The organism is Burkholderia sp. AU16482 (assembly GCF_002223285.1).
Taxonomy (GTDB): domain Bacteria; phylum Pseudomonadota; class Gammaproteobacteria; order Burkholderiales; family Burkholderiaceae; genus Burkholderia; species Burkholderia semiarida.
The window spans coordinates 495,529-511,057 of the sequence record NZ_NKEY01000006.1 but is presented as its reverse complement, the minus strand read 5'-3'; the positions used below and the strand labels follow the sequence as shown (position 1 = coordinate 511,057).

Genomic DNA, 15,529 nt, shown 5'->3' with positions numbered 1-15,529 from the left:
CGCGGCCGGCCCCGCCGCTTCACACGTTCATCGACTCAGGCGTTCATGCGCTCATGCGTTCAGGTGCGGACGCATCGCGCGCCATGAACCGTCGTCGATGCGACGCACGTCGTGCGTCAGCGCATAGCGATTGACGTCGCCGGTCAGCCACGCGACCAGCGAATACGGCGGCAACTCCCCTTCATCGACCCGGTCGCGCGCGCGCGCCGGCGTCTCGAACACCACCCGCCCGCCGGGCGCGTCGAACGGCACCGCATCGGGCGACAGGTTCAACGCGATCGTCAACGTCTCGTCGTCGGCAAGCCGCCACGATGCGCACAGCGCGTCGGCATCGCCGTCGCCGTTCGCCTTCAGCGCATGGGCTTCCTGCGGCCGGCAATCGGACAGCCTGGGCGCGATCAGCTTCGCGCGCACCGCGAGCGCCGACTGCACGAAATGCGCACGATCGATGTCGCGCGCGGTTTCGTCGAAGATCAGCGGGATCTGCGGCGTGAGGAGCGACAGCGCGAGCGCGGCCAGGCCGGCCGCCTGCCCGCTGTCGCCCGGGCCGGTGTCGCGCCAGGCGCCATCGGACAGCACGAGCGACGTCAGCGACAGGCCGCCGTCGGCGGCCATCCCGTCCGCCGATGCGGCCGGCTGGTACGCCGCGCCGGCCGCGGTCAGCGCGCGGGCGAGCGTATGAATCGACTGATGCGTGGAAATGCCTTCATGCGCCGACGTGTCGCGCCCCGTGAGCCGGTGCAGCGCACGCTCGCCGCACCCGTTCCACTGCGCATCGAAATGGGTATCGGCGAGATGCGCCGGATGCCGCTCGCTGCCGAGCACGAGGTGGATCAGCCGGTCGGCCGGCACGGCGGCGCGCACGCGATCCGCGATCTCGCGCAGCCACGACACGCCGATCCGGTCGGCTTCGCGCAGGCGCAGCCCGTCGCAGCGGTATTCGTCGATCCAGTACAGCGCGTTGTCGCAGAAGAAATCGCACACTTCCGGATGATCGAGCGCGAGCGGCGCGGCCTGCAACGGATCGTCGCGCGTATGGAAGAACGGCCCCGCGTAGTGGCGAAGCGCATCGGTGCCGCTGCCGAAGCGCGCATAGTCGAGCTCGAGCAGCACCGCGAGACCGTAGCCATGCGCATCGTCGATCAGCGCCTTCAACGCGGCCGGGCCGCCTTCGGCCGCGAGCGGCGCGAACGGCAGGCTGTCGTGCGGCGACGCGAGCAGCTCCAGCGCGGTCACGCCGAGGCGCGCGAGCCGCGGCAGGCGGCGGCGCACGCCGTCGAAGCCGCCCACCGCGTGCGGGCGGATCGCATAGAGCGCGATGTCCTCCCACGCGCGCCCGTGCCAGAACGTATTGCGCCACGTGAACGCGCGCGGATCGACGACCTCGCTCGGGCCGTTGAGCCCTTCGGGTTGCGAGCGCGACGCGGGATCGGGAATCGACACGGTATCGTCGAGACGATAGCGGTATCGCGCGCCCGCGCCGCAATCGACGAAGACTTCGAACCAGTTCGGGCCGGCACTCGTCATCGGGATGAGCGTCGGGCCGTAGCCGGTATCGAGTTCGAGCTCGACGTGCGTGCTGCCGGGCGCCCACACGCGGAAATGCGTGCGCGGCGTCGTGCAGAGCGCGCCGCAGGGCTGCGCGCCAAACGGCAAGCAGTGGATGTAGTGCTGCGCGTACGGATCGTGCGGACAATCGGACATCATGCGCTCCTCGTGCGTACCGAGCGGCATGGCCGCGCCAATGGCGCAGCGCATCGGGGCCCGGCATGCGAAGGCCAGGCGGGGGGAGAAACGAGTATGCGCCGGATTTGCCGCCGCGATGCGGCGTGGTCAGACATTTTTAAATGCGAATCGACCCCGGCAAATCAGCCATAGTAACCGCCGGCCGGCACGCGCCGGCGAGTCGGGTAGTCGGCATACCGGAATGACCGCTCGCCTTGTTGCGCCGGCCTCGCGCACCTACGCTGTGCGTCACGTTCGCGGACACGTCGTCCGCCCCCTGACTCGAGGACTCCGCCATGTCGCTTCCCGCCAGCGCCGCGAAATTCGATCCGTCACGCGCACACGAATATGCCGAGCAATCGCGCATCGCGCTCGCCGGCTACGATGCCTGCCACGAACTCGCCGCCTGCATGCTCGCGTCGGCGATCGGTGCGGCCGATGCACGGATGCTCGTCGCGGGCGCGGGCGGCACGGGCCAGGAAATCTGCGTCGCGGCCGCGCTGGAACCGGGCTGGCAATTCACGGCCGTCGACCCGTCCGCGCCGATGCTCGCGCTCGCGCGCTCGAACGTCGAAGCCGCGGGTTTCGGCGCGCGGACGACGTTCGTCGAGGATGCCGTCGACGCGTTGCCCGACGCACCCGCGTTCGACGGCGCGACGCTGATCGGCGTGCTGCATCACGTACCGGGCGACGACGCGAAAGCCGCGCTGCTGCGCGCGATCGCGCGACGCCTGAAGCCCGGCGCGCCGCTCGTGCTCGCCGGCAACCATCGCCGCTACGCGGATCACCCGCGCCTGCTCGATGCGTGGCAGCAACGCTGGCGCATGAAGGGCGCCACGCCCGACGCCGTGCGCGCGCAACTCGCGAAGATCCTGCAGGGCGCCGATCCGCCCGCGTCCGAGGAAGCCGTGTTCGCGCTGCTGCGCGACGCGGGCTTCGATGCGCCGCTGCGTTTTTTCGCGAGCCTGTTCTGGGGCGCGTGGATCGCGGTGCGGCGCACGTGACGGTTCGACGCGACGTGCGACCGCACGCATCACGCCTTTCGCGAACGCGCCGCCCGCGCTCGGTATGATGTCGTTCCCGCCCCCTTCCGGCCTCGACATGCTTACCGTCCATCACCTGAACAACTCGCGTTCGCAGCGCGTGCTCTGGCTGCTCGAAGAACTGGATGTGCCGTACGAGATCGTGCGCTACGAACGCGATCCGAAGACGATGCTCGCGCCGGCCGAATTGCGCGCGATCCATCCGCTCGGCAAGTCGCCCGTCGTGACCGACGACGGTCGCACCTTCGCCGAATCGGGCGCGATCATCGAATACCTGGTCGCACGCTACGGCGACGGGCGGCTCGCGCCGCCGCCCGGCTCGCCGGAGCGGCACGACTACACATACTGGCTGCACTACGCGGAAGGGTCGGCGATGCCGCCGCTGCTGCTCAAGCTCGTCGCGCTGCGGATCGCGCATGCGCCGATGCCGTTCTTCGCGCGGCCGATCGCACGCAAGATCGCCGCGACGCTGCAGTCGGGTTTCGTCGATCCGCAGATCGACCTGCATCTCGGCCACGTCGACAGCGCGCTGGCGCGCACCGGCTGGTTCGTCGGCAACCGCTTCAGCGCGGCCGACATCCAGATGAGCTTTCCGCTCGAGGCCGCGACCGCACGCGGCGGCGGCAGCCGGTATCCCGCGATCGCGCGCTTTCTCGACGCGATCCATGCACGGCCCGCGTACCGGCGTGCGCTGGAACGCGGCGGCCGGTACGACCTGCTCAAGTAACCGGCGTCAGCTCAGCAGCCCCGCCGCGACATTGATCGACAAGCCGAGCACGGCCATGTTGAAGTAGAACGACAGGATCGACTGCGCGAGCACCGAACGGCGCGCGGAACGGTTCGCGAGGGACACGTCGGCCGTCTGCGACGCGACCGCGAGCGTAAACGCGAAATACAGGAAATCCCAATAATCGGGCTCGGGGTGCTGGTCCGGGAAACGGAGCGCACGATCGCCGCTCGGCGAGCCGTAATAGAGGCGCGCGTAGTGCAGCGTGAAAATCGTCGGGATCAGGAACCAGGCGCCGAACAGCGTCGCGCCCGTGATCGCGTAGTGGCTGAGCCCCGCGCTGAAGCCGACGCTCTTGGCGGTCGCGAGTTCGATCGCGATCGCCGCCACGCTTGCGACGGTGGCGAGGCACACGACGGTCAGCACGGTCGTCGCGTTTTCGTCCTCGCGGATCGCGACTTCGCGCACCTTGTGATGATGCGCGGTGACCATGCGCACCCACATCAGCACCAGATACAGCCAGACCGCGCAATCCCAGCCGATCAGCGCGCGCGCGGTCGGACGCAGCGGAAACGGCAGCACCACCGCGCACAGCACGCCGGCGACGAATGCCGCGACCATGCGCGGCCGGTTGCGTAATACCTGCGGATAAAACGTCATCGTGTGATTCCGAAAGCGGATGGAAAGGATTCGGCCGGTGCGCGGGAGAGCCCCGGCGCCGACACGTAACGCGCCCCGATTATCCTCATTCCATCGTGGCGTGGCGATGGGCGCGAGCGCCTAAGATAAGGGGATGACCGCCACCGCCCTGCTCTGCCGCCATCCCGCGAACACGGCCGGCCGCGACTTCGTCGTCGGCGACCTGCACGGCTGCGTCGACGTGCTGCGCGCGCTGCTGCACGACGTCCGCTTCGATCCGGCCCGCGACCGGCTGTTCTCGGTCGGCGATCTCGTCGACCGCGGCCCGGCCTCCGAAACCGCGCTCGACCTGCTCGACCGGCCGTGGTGCCACGTCGTGCGCGGCAATCACGAGGCAGTGCTGAGCCTCGTCGCGCACGGCAAGCTGCCACTCGACGCGTGGCGCGGCATCGGCGGCGACTGGGGGGCCGAGCTGCCGCCGGAGCGGCTGCGCGCGCATGCGGCGCGCGTCGACGCGCTGCCGCTCGTGCGCGTGATCGGCGACGGCCCGGCGCGCTTCAACGTGCTGCATGCCGAATTCTTCGGCTCGGATGCGGATCTCGATACGGGCAGTTATGCGCACGACGTGCGCGAGCGGCTGATCTGGGGGCGCGATCTCGTGCAGGGGCTCGCGGATCCCGGGTGGCAGGCCGGACTGTCGCTGACGTGCACCGGGCACACGCCCGTGCGTGCGCCGCAGCGGATCGGCGCGCAATGGTTCATCGACACGGGTGCGTTCGCGCCGGCCGGGCGGCTGACGCTCGCCGAGCCGCGCACCGGCCGCACGTGGTCGATGACGCAGGCCGAAGCGCGCGAACGCCGCGCAGGCGACTGGCCGCTGCCCTGACGCGCCGGGCCGCGCAACGGCACACCGCGCCAAGCTCGGCCAAGCCGGGCGAACGCTAGCCGACCTGATTCAGTTCGAACACCGCATCGATGGCCGAGCCGTTCCAGTTGTATTCGAGATAGGCCGCATGCTGGCAGTCGCGCAGCAGCGTCGTGCGGAACGCGGCGAGACACTCGCCGCGCGGGTCGCGCACCGACGGATAGAGGATCCCCGCGCCGCCTGCATTGCGCACCGCGCGGCCGAATGCCTGCCCGACGCTGTAGTCGGCCGGATCCAGCAGCGCGGGATCGCGCTGCGGCCACGTGCGCACGTCGGCGACGTCGCCGTGCGCGAACACGGTATAGAGCCGCATCTGCTGGCGCATCGGCGGCTCCTTCGTCGCGGCGAGGAACAGCCCGCTGTGATAGCGCGTTTCGGCGATCGCCGTGTCGCGCGAGCGGGTGCAGTAGAACACGCCGTAGCTGCCGTCGGAAAAGCGGCTGCCCAGCGGATTCAGGTGCGTGAATGCGGCCATGATCGGCCCCCAGCCTTGCCCGTAGCGACGCTCGGCGGGCGGCACGAGGTCGAGCGTGCCGACTTCGTTGCGGATGCGGTCGTTGGTCAGCGATTCGAGCGCGTAGAGCGCGTCGAAATCGTCCGCCGACGCGACGCGATCGAACAGGTTGATGGCGGGAAAACGGGTGGGAATCACACGATAGGCGGGCGCCCAGTCGACGGTGGTCGTGGGCCACCGGGTCACTTCGGTCGGTATCGTCACGCCCAGCCGCCCCGCATCGCGTCGAGATATTGCCGGACGGCCACCAGATCGCCGACGTTGCCGGCCAGCATCCGGTCGAGCGCGCGCTTGCCGCCGAACGGCGCCGCATCGTTGGGCCGCTTGATCCATGCATCGGCCGCGGCGGGTTGCGGCAGCAGGATCTGCAACCCCTTGTAGATGCCGAGCAGGAGCGATAGCCGCTCGAGCGTATCGCGCGGCAGGCGCGCCGATTCCGGCGCGGCCTTCCACTTGAAGAACGTCGAGCGGCCGGGCGAGCCGAGCAGCACGATCTGCTCGTCGATCGTCAGTTCCCAGTCGCGCGCGATGTTGAAAAACGCACGCAGGCCGGCCGCCGACATCTGCGCGACCGAAGCGCGCGGCACGGCGGAATGCGATTCATAGGCAGGCTGTGACATGATCGTTAGTCTCGAAACGAATTTACTAACAAGATTAGTCCATTCCTGTATTTTTGCAAGGGTCGCACCCATCGATCGTGCTCGTGCCCGAGAACGATTTCGACGGAATGATTCCGGCGCTGAAGGCGAAGAAGTTCGACGCGGTGCTGTCGTCGATGTCGATCACGCCGCAGCGCGCGCAGCAGATCGGCTTCACGACGAAGATCTACAACCAGCCGACGCGGCTCGTCGTGAAGAAAGGCTCGTCGCTGCTGCCGACCGCCGAATCGCTGAAGGGCAAGTCGATCGGCGTCGAGCAGGGCACGACGCAGGAGACGTACGCGAAGGCGTACTGGGGCAAGCACGGAGCGAACGTCGTGTCGTACCAGAACCAGGACGGCGTATATGCCGACCTGATCGCCGGCCGCCTCGACGCGGCGCTCCAGGATGAAGTGCAGGCCGCGATCGGGTTCCTGAAGTCGCCGCGCGGCGCGAACTACACGTTCGTCGGGCCCGAGCTCGTCGACGAAAAGGTGCTCGGTATCGGCGCCGGCATCGGCCTGCGCCAGGAGGACACCGACCTGAAGGCGAAAATCGATCGCGCGATCGCCGACATGGTGAAGGACGGCGCCTACAAGCGGCTCGCCGCGAAGTACATCGACTTCGACATCTACGGCGGTTGAAAAAACGGCGTCGCGCGCGTACGGATACCGCTTTTCCGTCGCGCGCGTCCGACCGCCCCTCCCCTTCAACCGGATGGCAACGGCGGCGCGTGGTTCGCCGTTGCATCGAATGCCTGTCGTCTTGCATCGCGCGCAGCACGATGCGTCGGCCATCGTTCGGATGACAGATCAATCGTTCGCGGAAAAGATGGCCATGCGAACGGACCTCGTGCCGCTCGGGTCAATAGGCGAAGACCGGGCGTCGCGGCATCGGCGCCCGTGCGCACATGCCCATGCGGATCGGGTTCGCGTGCAGGAAAGTGCCGACCCGGCGCGGATGACCGGCAACCAGCCGGATCCGCCTCGCACCGGGCGCGGAGAGATGGCCTGTCGAGGCATGCCGGTCGGCCGCAAGCGCGACGTTCGAGCGGCGATGTCCCGAATCACTGCGATCGCGGCCTGCGGACCGCGGCGTGTGATGATCGATCATTTTTCTACCCCGTTTGCTGTCTGATGTGTGTTCCGGCAACCGGACGATGCCGATGCCCCGGCGATCGGGCGACGACGTTCCGTGCTCGCCGCGGCGCGGCTGCTGCGCTGCACCGCGCTCGGCCGCCGCATCCCCGCGGACTGCGTCCTGACCGGTACGGGAGGCTTTCGCTGCCTGACCGGACGGACCTCGCGTCGTCGACTCTCGCACGCCTCTTTTCGCAAGGACCGGGCCAGCCCTGCGCAAGCCCGGCCGGACAAGGCGATGATCGGGCCGGCCGCCCGCCGCAACGGGCGTGGCCTGCCGGAAGTTACGAAACTGAAACGTCGGGGCGTGGGCATGCGCCGGCCCGGCAACGGCGGGGCCTTGCGGAATAAGGCTGAACAATGAGACGCGGAATTTTTACCGGCGGCAGGCTGGCCGATCGGCCCGGTTCGACGCGGAAATTCGCCGGGCGGCCGACGCGAAATGTTTCATGCGCTTTACATGCCCACGCCGGCAATTAGACGCACCGGACGTCGCCACTGGACGCAGCGGCCGATCGCATAGCTATACTGCGACACCGCTTCACGCGAGTTCACGCGACCTCAAGCGACTTCACGCAAACGAGCGCCCACGATGATCCGAACCTTTCACGCTGCCGAGCGCACGAGACTGATCCGCTTTGGCGTGTCGGGCCTGGGTTCGACCGCGCTGCATGCGCTGATCGCGGCCGCGATGTTCGCGCTGTTCGACGCGACGCCCGTCATCGCGAACGCGACCGCGTTCGTCTGCTCGACCGCGTTCTCATATCTCGCCAACACGCTGTGGAGTTTTGCGTCGCCGGTGACGTGGGGCAACTTCGCGCGCTTTCTCGTGGTCGCGACGGCCGGCCTCGCCGTGACGATGCTGCTGGCGCACGGCACCGGCGCGCTCGGCCTCGCCCGCGCATGGAGCATCGTCACGGTCGTGCTGTGCGTGCCGCCCGTCACGTTCGCGCTGCACCGGCTGTGGACCTATCGTTGAGCCGGTCCGCACGCATCGCAGGCATCGGGCCTGCCGCTCAGCCGACCCGCTGATGCCCCGCGTCGCCCGATGGCGCGCCGTCGTGCCCGCCGCTGTCGCCATTGCCGCCGTTGCTGTCGTGATCGTTCAACCCGTGTTCGATCATCATCCGGTAGAGCGTCACGCGTGAAATGCCGAGCTCGGCGGCGGCCTTGTTGATCCGGTGGTCGTTGCGCAGCAGCGCGTTCTCGATCGCGGTGCGCTCGGCCAGCGCCCGCGCCTGTTCGAGCGTCACCGGCTCGGTTTCGCCGGGCGTGTCGAGTCCGAGATCGTGCGGCGTCAGCAGCCGGCTCTCGGCCATCACGATCGCGCGCCGCACGCGATTGATCAGCTCGCGCACGTTGCCGGGCCACTCGTAGCGCCGCATCGCGTCGAGCGCGGCCGACGTGAAACCGCTGATCTTGCGGCCGCTGTCGGCCTTGAATTTCTGCAGCACGTAGTGCGCGAGGATGTCGATGTCCTTGCCGCGGGCGCGCAGCGGCGGCTCGTGGATGCGCAGCACGCACAGCCGGTGATAGAGATCCGCGCGGAAGCGCCCGGCCTCGACCGCGCCGTCGAGATCGACGTGCGTGGCCGAGATGATCCGCACGTCGACAGGGATCGATTCCTGTCCGCCGAGCCGCTCGATCTTGCCCTCCTGCAGGAAGCGCAGCAGGCTCGCCTGGCTTTCGACCGGCATGTCGCCGATTTCGTCGAGAAACAGCGTACCGCCGTTCGCCGATTCGATCCGGCCCGCGCGCCGCTGGTTCGCGCCGGTGAACGCGCCGCGCTCGTAGCCGAACAGCTCCGACTGCAGCAGGTGATGCGGAATCGCGCCGCAATTGATCGCGACGAACGGCCCCTTGCCGCGGCTGGAGCGCTCGTGAATCGCGAGCGCCGTCAATTCCTTGCCGGTGCCCGACTCGCCCGAGATGAATACGCTCGCGTCCGTCTTCGCGACCTTGCGGATCGTGCTGAACAACTGCTGCATCGCCTCGCAGTTGCCGATCATCCCGTGTTCGCCGATCGACGCCGCATAGGCCGCGCCGTCGACACGATCGAGCGCGGCCATCCCGCGTGCATGGCCGAGCACGTGCGAAATCCATTCGTACGGCAGCGGTAGCGTCACGTAGTCGAAACAATAGCTGCGGATCAGCTCGCGCACGGCGGGGCCGATCGTGATGCCGGCCTGCGCGATGGAAATCCAGCCGATCGCCGGCTGGCTCAGGCACATCTTCAGCGCGGGATAGTCGCGCGACGTGAACCCGGTGAAATCGACCAGCCCGGCGGCCACGCTCACGCCGGAGGTCATGTTCTGCGCGGCGCCGGCCGTCTTAGCGACCGCGATCTCCCAGCCGAGCCCGCGCAGTTGCGCGAGCAACGGCTCGTCGGGCGTGCGCATGATCACGAAAAGCTTGCGTCCGGCCTCGGGAGCGGTGACGGACACGTCCGTCATCTCGGGCGCCGCCTGCCCGTTTGCGTCGGGTGACCTTGCAACCATCGTTATTCCCCGCTTGGCGTTGGTATCGCGCGCCGGCTCGCCGCCGCATCCGACGGACACGATCGAACCGACATATTGGCCGTATTTCCGTCCGAATAAAATCCCCCTGCGCATGAATCGCGCGTGAGGTGGACGTTGTCATGAACGGTATATCGATGCGGCCGGCCTGCGGCTAAATGGGTGTTATCCCTGTGGCATGCACCGCGCGCGACCGGAAAGGGCCGGCGCCGCGCGCGCAAAGCCGCGCCGGTGCTGGCGCGCGGCGATTCCGCGCGACGCGGCGCACGCAGTGTCGGCGCGCCGGCGCCGGTGCGCGCAACCGGTCGGCCGGGCATGCGGGCGCCCGGGAGATCGATTCCGGTTGATTTTCGTCAATCGCCGAAAGAAGCCGGTTGATGCACGAACGCAACATGCGCGGCGCCCCGCCGCGCGGCGGGGCCGGGTCAGCGGCCCGATGCGAGCGGCGCCGGCGCGTTCGCGCGGCCGCGGCCGGCCGGCGTGCCGCCGTGTTGGCCGTAGCGGGCGGCCAGTACGTCGACTCGCTCGAGATGGTGACGATTGTCGTGATCCCACGGGTGGAAGCCCGGCCGGAAAAAGCTCAGCCATTCGCCGGCGATGCGCGGGAACAGCCCGCGGCGCGGCCCGTACAGGAACGCGATCGTGCGCAGCATGCCGCGCACGTGATGCCCGGCGCCGCGATCGCGCCACAACAGCGTCACATGGATCAGAAACACGGTCGGCCAGAACGTCAGCGTCGTCAGCAGATACACGCCGATGCGGATTAGGTAGCGGCGCAGCCCCGGCTCCGTCACGGCATTCCACACGTCGAACGACACGGCCTTGTGCTCGGTTTCCTCCAGCGCATGCCAGATCCATATCTGCCGGTAGCCTTCGACCGAACCGTCGAGGCGTGTCGGGTCGCGCAGCAGCCAGTCGGCCAGCATCGCCGTGTAGTGCTCGGCCGCGACCGTGTGCGCGAGCTGCACCGAATGCGGCAGCTTGCGCTTCATGTAGCCAAGCACCTTCCACACGCGCTGGTCGAGCTTGCGCGCGGGCAGCCGGTTCGCCTGCATCAGCTCGTTGTATTCGACGTGCTCGCGCGTATGCATCGCCTCCTGGCCGATGAAGCCGAGCACCTGCTGCTTCAGCACGGGATCGTCGATCCGGTCGCTATAGTTGCGCACCGCATCCATGAAGAAGCGCTCGCCGGCCGGAAACAGCAGCGACAGCGCGTTGAAGAAATGGGTCACGTGCGATCCGAGGCCATGCCAGTCCTTCGCGCGCTTGACCGGCAGGTCGAAGCGCAGGTCGCGGCGCACCGGCATGATCTCGGCTGCGGTGGCGCAAGCGGCTGACTTCATGTTCATCGTTCTCCTGTTGCGGAGCGGCCGGCGCATCGTACGACGCGGCCGGCGCAAGCCCGGGCGGCGCATCGCGCACCGCCAAAATCATGACATCGACAGATGTAAAGATAGGCCGCGCGCGCCGGCACACGCAAGCTGCACGGTAGATGCGCGCTTCCAAACAGCGCGCGGTCCGCAAGGCGGAAAAAATGGCGCTCGGACGACGCCCGGACGGGTTGCGATTCGAACGCTGAGGTGCACTGACGAACGCGGTCCCGGGCGCGGCGCCGCGCCCCCACGTCGGCCCGCGAGCCCCGTGCGGCGGGCCTTGCACCGCATCGGGCACCCGTCGCGCAGCGGGCGGCGACGCGTGCCGGTCACATCGATTCATACGCGCCGCGCACCGTCATGGTGCAACCTTGGCCCAGCGGCTCGCGAAAAATTCAAACGCGCGTTCCAATTGCGTTTCGGGCGGTCGTGCGCTCGGCGCCCCGCCACGCTTGCCGGCACGCGTGCGGCGGCGCGAAATCCGTGCGCGCCGGCCCGCTGCCCGCTCGCCTACAATAGCGGTTTCACGCAACCTCTTTCAGGAGAAATCATGTCCGTCATCACGACCGAATCGGGCCTCAAGTACGAGGATCTGACCGAAGGCACCGGCGCGGAGGCGCAAGCCGGCAAGACGGTGAGCGTCCACTACACGGGCTGGCTGACCGACGGTCAGAAATTCGATTCGAGCAAGGATCGCAACGACCCGTTCGCGTTCGTGCTCGGCGGCGGCATGGTCATCAAGGGCTGGGACGAAGGCGTGCAGGGCATGAAGGTCGGCGGCGTGCGTCGCCTGACGATCCCGCCGCAACTCGGCTACGGCCCGCGCGGCGCGGGCGGCGTGATTCCGCCGAACGCGACGCTCGTGTTCGAAGTCGAACTGCTCGACGTCTGACGCGGCACGCGAGCCGCCGGCTGACGCGCTGCCCCATGGCGCACCTTCCGTCCCCCACCGTCGCACTGCAACGCTACGACACGCTCGAAGCGTCGGATGTGCACGACTTTCACCAGATCGTACTCGGCATCGACGGTGCGATGGTGATGGCGGTGGACGGCGTCAGCCAGCGTCTCGACCGGCACGGCGCGTGGCTGGTTCCGGCCGGTGCGCGCCACGATTACGCGGGCCTGGGCGAGAATCGCCAGCTCGTGCTCAATCTTCCCCTCGCGTCGCTCGCGGTGCCGCAGCGGTTGTTCGACCATGCACGTGCCGTGTCGATCGACCCGGCGCTCACGTCGCTCGTCGCGCAGGTCGCGGCGGCCGCCGCGCAGTACGATGCGCCGGACGGCGACGCACGGCAGGCGGCCGCGCACCGTTTCCAGTGGCAGGCCGCCGCGCGCCTGTGCGACGCGCTGCTCGACGATGCCGGCATCGCCGCGCCTGCGTCGGGCCTCGATTTCGCGCGCATCGACCGCTGGCTGCGCGCCCACCTCGCCGAACCGCTGCGCATCGCCGATCTCGCCGCGCACTGCAGCTACGGGATGCGCCGGTTTCATCAACTGTTCGTCGACGCATTCGGCGAAACGCCGCATCGCTATCTGCAGCGGCTGCGGCTCGACGCAGCGGTCGTGCTGCTCGCCGACGGCCGGCATTCGCTCGTCGACATCGCGGGCAGCGTCGGCTTCGCGGATCAAAGCACGTTCACGCATGCGTTCACGAAGCGCTTCGGCATCGCGCCGGGACGCTGGCGCGGTGAACGGCATTGAACGGCAAAGCGGCGCCGGTTTTCCACCGAAAGCGGATGCGGCGGACGCTCGCGCCGTGGCATCACGGCCGGACGAGCTTCGACAGCCTCTGTCCGTCGCGCGTGAAGCCGTACCGCGCGTAAAAGCGGTGCGCCTCGAGCCGATGGTCGCCGCTCGTCACCTCCAGTTTCACGCACCCCGTCGACTCGAACCAGATGTGCGCCGCAGCGATCAGCGCGCCGCCGACACCCTGCCCGCGACAGCCTTCGTCAACGACCAGACTGGTGATGCGTCCGAGATTGCCGTGCGCGTGAAATAGCGCAAGCGCATGCAGGCTGATGCAGCCGACCACCTTATGCGCAACCGTCGCGACCAGGATGCGGTCGACCGCGCTCGGCAGCAGCGTTGCCAGCTTGTCGCGGATCATCGCGGGGGGCGCCTCGTAGCCGAGCTGGTGCATCAGCCTCGCGATGTCGGCGTGATCGGCGATCTGCGCGTCGCGCGTCGTCAGGTTCGAAGGAGTCATCCGGATGGGCCTATCGAAGGTCGATGTGTGCGGCGCATGCATGATCAGCCGTATTGCCATGTTAATCGCCACGTACCGGCCGCGTACCGACGCTTCACGTCCCGCCGAAACATCGCATGTCCGTCGCTGCCTACGATCGACGACCATCCGGCGGCGCAACCATCGCCCATGACGCTTACCGCCGTGCCGCGCCGGCTTCGTCGCCGATCTTCCTGACGGCCGTATCGGCCGCCTTCAAAGGCCGGCCGTCGTCGTGCCGAAGCGCGAGCTTGCGGATCGCGCGCCCGGTACTGCGATCGACCAGCACCGAATGCGGCTCGCCGCGCGCGAACAGGTTCGCCTCGCCCCACTGCCGCAGCATCACGATGACCGGAAACAGCCCCTCGCCCGTTTTGGTCAGCACGTACTCCTGATACGCGGTGCCGTCGGACGCCGGCACGACGTCGAACACACCGGCGTCCACCAGCATCTTCAGCCGGTCGGACAGAATGTTGCTCGCGACGCCGAGGCTCGCGCGGAAATCGCCGAAACGGCGCACGCCGTCGAACGCATCGCGCACGATCAGCAACGCCCAGCGATCGCCGACGATATCGGTCGCGCGCGCCACCGGGCACGGCGAATCCGCAAGACTTTTCTGTCTGGCCATGTTCCTCTCCGCAAGCATGCCGGCCGCCTTCGCGGGCATGCCGGCCATCCGTGCACGGGCCTTTGGCCCGCCGCTCAACAGGTTGCATTTTAAAACTCGTTTCCCTACACTTCAAACCAGTTTCAAATTGCAACTACATTGCACGAGGGAACCATGGGATCGTCCTGTCATTCCGGCACCGTTGCCGCTCGCACGCCCATCGATGCGATCCATTCTGCCGAGGGTGGCCGCCTGTCGCCGGCGCGCGTCGCGCTGCTGGCCGCGTGCTGCGCGGCGAGCGTCGCGAACGTCTACTACGCGCAGCCGCTGCTCGACTCGATCGCGCGGGACTTCGGTGTATCGCAGGCCGCCGTCGGCGGCGTCATCACCGCGACGCAGCTCGGCTGCGCGCTCGCCCTGCTGTTCGTCGTGCCGCTCGGCGACCTGGTGAACCGCAAGCGCCTGATCGCCGTGCAGCTTCTGCTGCTGACCGCGGCCTGCGTCGGCGTGGCCGCCGCGTCGACGCGCGTCGCGTTGCTGGCCGGGATGGTCGCGGTCGGGCTGCTCGGCACCGCGATGACGCAAGGGCTGATCGCGTGCTCGGCCGCGCTCGCCGGCGCAGGCGAACGCGGGCGCGTCGTGGGCGCCGCGCAAGGCGGCGTCGTGGTCGGGCTGCTGGCCGCGCGCTCGCTGGCGGGCGTCGTCACCGACGTCGCGGGATGGCGGGCCGTCTATCTCGTGTCGGGCGCGCTCGCGATCGCGATGCTCGTCGTGCTGTCGCGGCTGCTGCCCGACATGCACGCGCCGCGCGAACGCATCGGTTACGCGGCGCTGCTGCGCTCGATGGGGTCGCTGCTGCGCGACGAACGCGTGCTGCGCGTGCGCGGCGCGATCGCGCTGCTGATGTTCGCGGCGTTCAGCATCTTCTGGAGCGCGATCGTGCTGCCGCTGAGCGCGCCGCCGCACGCGATGTCGCACACGCAGATCGGCGCGTTCGGCCTCGTCGGCGCACTCGGCGCGGCGGCCGCCGCCCGCGCGGGCCGGCTCGCGGATCGCGGGCGCGGCGAAGCGACGACAGGCGCCGCACTCGTGCTGCTCGCGTGCGCGTGGCTGCCGCTCGCGTTCGGCAATACGTCGATTGCGCTGCTGGTCGTCGGCATCGTGCTGCTCGACGTCGGCGGGCAAGCCGTGCACGTCGTCAACCAGAGCATGATTCTCGGTGCGCGACCCGACGCGCATGCGCGTCTCGTCGGCTGCTACATGCTGTTCTATTCGGCCGGCAGCGGGCTCGGCGCGATCGCGGCGACGATGATGTATGCGCGCGCCGGATGGACAGGCGTGTGCGTGCTCGGGGCGGGGGTGAGCGTGGCCGCGCTCGGCGTATGGGCCGCGACGCTCCGGCGCGCGTGATGCGCGCCGGCCATGCGGATCGGACGGGAAAAGCCGGCCCGCCTTTGCC

At 68.7% G+C, this 15,529-nt stretch carries 16 protein-coding genes and 1 pseudogene; 8 read left to right on the top strand and 9 right to left on the bottom strand.

The window, feature by feature from the left end; translation table 11 throughout:
• Positions 1-51: 51 nt before the first annotated feature.
• Entirely contained in the window at positions 52-1,704 is a 1,653-nt protein-coding gene (locus CFB35_RS19635) for a DUF3459 domain-containing protein (RefSeq protein ID WP_089465769.1), read from the bottom strand.
• A gap of 317 nt (positions 1,705-2,021) precedes the next feature.
• On the opposite strand from CFB35_RS19635, the gene CFB35_RS19630 reads away from it, so the two are divergent.
• Positions 2,022-2,729 carry a class I SAM-dependent methyltransferase gene (locus tag CFB35_RS19630; protein ID WP_059582992.1) on the top strand — a complete coding sequence of 236 codons (708 nt, stop codon included), beginning with the start codon at positions 2,022-2,024 and terminating at the stop codon, positions 2,727-2,729.
• Positions 2,730-2,826: 97 nt separating this feature from the next.
• The gene (locus tag CFB35_RS19625) at positions 2,827-3,495 is read left to right on the top strand and encodes a glutathione S-transferase (protein WP_059583161.1); all 669 of its coding nucleotides are present in this window, start codon (positions 2,827-2,829) and stop codon (positions 3,493-3,495) included.
• A gap of 6 nt (positions 3,496-3,501) precedes the next feature.
• On the opposite strand, the gene CFB35_RS19620 is transcribed toward CFB35_RS19625, so the two are convergent.
• Positions 3,502-4,155 (bottom strand): DUF1345 domain-containing protein, encoded by a 654-nt coding sequence (locus CFB35_RS19620; RefSeq protein WP_059582995.1) that lies wholly within the window; start codon positions 4,153-4,155, stop codon positions 3,502-3,504.
• Between the two features lie 133 nt (positions 4,156-4,288).
• Here CFB35_RS19620 and CFB35_RS19615 point away from each other — a divergent pair, with 133 nt between their 5' ends.
• Positions 4,289-5,020 (top strand): metallophosphoesterase, encoded by a 732-nt coding sequence (locus tag CFB35_RS19615; protein WP_089465456.1) that lies wholly within the window; start codon positions 4,289-4,291, stop codon positions 5,018-5,020.
• A 55-nt stretch (positions 5,021-5,075) separates the two neighbouring features.
• Here the strand turns inward: CFB35_RS19615 and CFB35_RS19610 are convergent, their stop codons facing one another.
• Together CFB35_RS19610 and CFB35_RS19605 are read right to left on the bottom strand one after the other, a co-directional pair.
• Positions 5,076-5,777, bottom strand: coding sequence for an RES family NAD+ phosphorylase (locus tag CFB35_RS19610; protein WP_060311330.1), 702 nt, complete (start codon positions 5,775-5,777; stop codon positions 5,076-5,078).
• Positions 5,774-6,193 (bottom strand): MbcA/ParS/Xre antitoxin family protein, encoded by a 420-nt coding sequence (locus tag CFB35_RS19605; protein ID WP_060967784.1) that lies wholly within the window; start codon positions 6,191-6,193, stop codon positions 5,774-5,776. The genes CFB35_RS19610 and CFB35_RS19605 overlap by 4 nt, the downstream gene beginning before the upstream one ends.
• An 89-nt stretch (positions 6,194-6,282) precedes the next feature.
• Between CFB35_RS19605 and CFB35_RS19600 the strand changes: the two are divergent.
• Positions 6,283-6,855, top strand: a pseudogene (locus tag CFB35_RS19600) (transporter substrate-binding domain-containing protein); the annotation flags it as partial.
• A gap of 220 nt (positions 6,856-7,075) precedes the next feature.
• Here the strand turns inward: CFB35_RS19600 and CFB35_RS19595 are convergent.
• Positions 7,076-7,324: a hypothetical protein gene (locus tag CFB35_RS19595; protein WP_081059116.1), complete on the bottom strand. Its 249-nt coding sequence runs from the start codon at positions 7,322-7,324 to the stop codon at positions 7,076-7,078.
• A 618-nt stretch (positions 7,325-7,942) separates the two neighbouring features.
• Between CFB35_RS19595 and CFB35_RS19590 the strand changes: the two genes are divergently transcribed.
• Positions 7,943-8,329: a GtrA family protein gene (locus CFB35_RS19590; protein WP_089465455.1), complete on the top strand. Its 387-nt coding sequence runs from the start codon at positions 7,943-7,945 to the stop codon at positions 8,327-8,329.
• 37 nt (positions 8,330-8,366) lie between these two features.
• Here the strand turns inward: CFB35_RS19590 and CFB35_RS19585 are convergent, their stop codons facing one another.
• Both CFB35_RS19585 and CFB35_RS19580 read right to left on the bottom strand, forming a co-directional pair.
• The gene (locus CFB35_RS19585; protein WP_089465454.1) at positions 8,367-9,848 is read right to left on the bottom strand and encodes a sigma-54 dependent transcriptional regulator; all 1,482 of its coding nucleotides are present in this window, start codon (positions 9,846-9,848) and stop codon (positions 8,367-8,369) included.
• 443 nt (positions 9,849-10,291) lie between these two features.
• Entirely contained in the window at positions 10,292-11,209 is a 918-nt protein-coding gene (locus CFB35_RS19580; protein WP_089465768.1) for a metal-dependent hydrolase, read from the bottom strand.
• 580 nt (positions 11,210-11,789) lie between these two features.
• Here CFB35_RS19580 and CFB35_RS19575 point away from each other — a divergent pair.
• Together CFB35_RS19575 and CFB35_RS19570 are read left to right on the top strand one after the other, a co-directional pair.
• Positions 11,790-12,131, top strand: coding sequence for an FKBP-type peptidyl-prolyl cis-trans isomerase (locus CFB35_RS19575; RefSeq protein WP_006479474.1), 342 nt, complete (start codon positions 11,790-11,792; stop codon positions 12,129-12,131).
• Between the two features lie 35 nt (positions 12,132-12,166).
• Positions 12,167-12,940, top strand: coding sequence for an AraC family transcriptional regulator (locus tag CFB35_RS19570; RefSeq protein ID WP_089465453.1), 774 nt, complete (start codon positions 12,167-12,169; stop codon positions 12,938-12,940).
• A gap of 61 nt (positions 12,941-13,001) precedes the next feature.
• On the opposite strand, the gene CFB35_RS19565 is transcribed toward CFB35_RS19570, so the two are convergent.
• Entirely contained in the window at positions 13,002-13,445 is a 444-nt protein-coding gene (locus CFB35_RS19565) for a GNAT family N-acetyltransferase (RefSeq protein WP_089465452.1), read from the bottom strand.
• A 175-nt stretch (positions 13,446-13,620) separates the two neighbouring features.
• Positions 13,621-14,091: a helix-turn-helix domain-containing protein gene (locus CFB35_RS19560; protein ID WP_179231766.1), complete on the bottom strand. Its 471-nt coding sequence runs from the start codon at positions 14,089-14,091 to the stop codon at positions 13,621-13,623.
• A 153-nt stretch (positions 14,092-14,244) separates the two neighbouring features.
• Here CFB35_RS19560 and CFB35_RS19555 point away from each other — a divergent pair, with 153 nt between their 5' ends.
• Positions 14,245-15,480, top strand: coding sequence for an MFS transporter (locus CFB35_RS19555; RefSeq protein WP_089465450.1), 1,236 nt, complete (start codon positions 14,245-14,247; stop codon positions 15,478-15,480).
• The last annotated feature ends 49 nt before the right edge of the window (positions 15,481-15,529 follow it).

Coding starts and splice junctions, on each gene's coding strand:
- CFB35_RS19635 (WP_089465769.1), bottom strand. CDS start 1,704: ATGTCCGATTGTCCGCACGATCCGTACGCGCAGCACTACATCCACTGC.
- CFB35_RS19630 (WP_059582992.1), top strand. CDS start 2,022: ATGTCGCTTCCCGCCAGCGCCGCGAAATTCGATCCGTCACGCGCACAC.
- CFB35_RS19625 (WP_059583161.1), top strand. CDS start 2,827: ATGCTTACCGTCCATCACCTGAACAACTCGCGTTCGCAGCGCGTGCTC.
- CFB35_RS19620 (WP_059582995.1), bottom strand. CDS start 4,155: ATGACGTTTTATCCGCAGGTATTACGCAACCGGCCGCGCATGGTCGCG.
- CFB35_RS19615 (WP_089465456.1), top strand. CDS start 4,289: ATGACCGCCACCGCCCTGCTCTGCCGCCATCCCGCGAACACGGCCGGC.
- CFB35_RS19605 (WP_060967784.1), bottom strand. CDS start 6,193: ATGTCACAGCCTGCCTATGAATCGCATTCCGCCGTGCCGCGCGCTTCG.
- CFB35_RS19595 (WP_081059116.1), bottom strand. CDS start 7,324: ATGATCGATCATCACACGCCGCGGTCCGCAGGCCGCGATCGCAGTGAT.
- CFB35_RS19590 (WP_089465455.1), top strand. CDS start 7,943: ATGATCCGAACCTTTCACGCTGCCGAGCGCACGAGACTGATCCGCTTT.
- CFB35_RS19585 (WP_089465454.1), bottom strand. CDS start 9,848: ATGGTTGCAAGGTCACCCGACGCAAACGGGCAGGCGGCGCCCGAGATG.
- CFB35_RS19580 (WP_089465768.1), bottom strand. CDS start 11,209: ATGAAGTCAGCCGCTTGCGCCACCGCAGCCGAGATCATGCCGGTGCGC.
- CFB35_RS19575 (WP_006479474.1), top strand. CDS start 11,790: ATGTCCGTCATCACGACCGAATCGGGCCTCAAGTACGAGGATCTGACC.
- CFB35_RS19570 (WP_089465453.1), top strand. CDS start 12,167: ATGGCGCACCTTCCGTCCCCCACCGTCGCACTGCAACGCTACGACACG.
- CFB35_RS19565 (WP_089465452.1), bottom strand. CDS start 13,445: ATGACTCCTTCGAACCTGACGACGCGCGACGCGCAGATCGCCGATCAC.
- CFB35_RS19560 (WP_179231766.1), bottom strand. CDS start 14,091: ATGGCCAGACAGAAAAGTCTTGCGGATTCGCCGTGCCCGGTGGCGCGC.
- CFB35_RS19555 (WP_089465450.1), top strand. CDS start 14,245: ATGGGATCGTCCTGTCATTCCGGCACCGTTGCCGCTCGCACGCCCATC.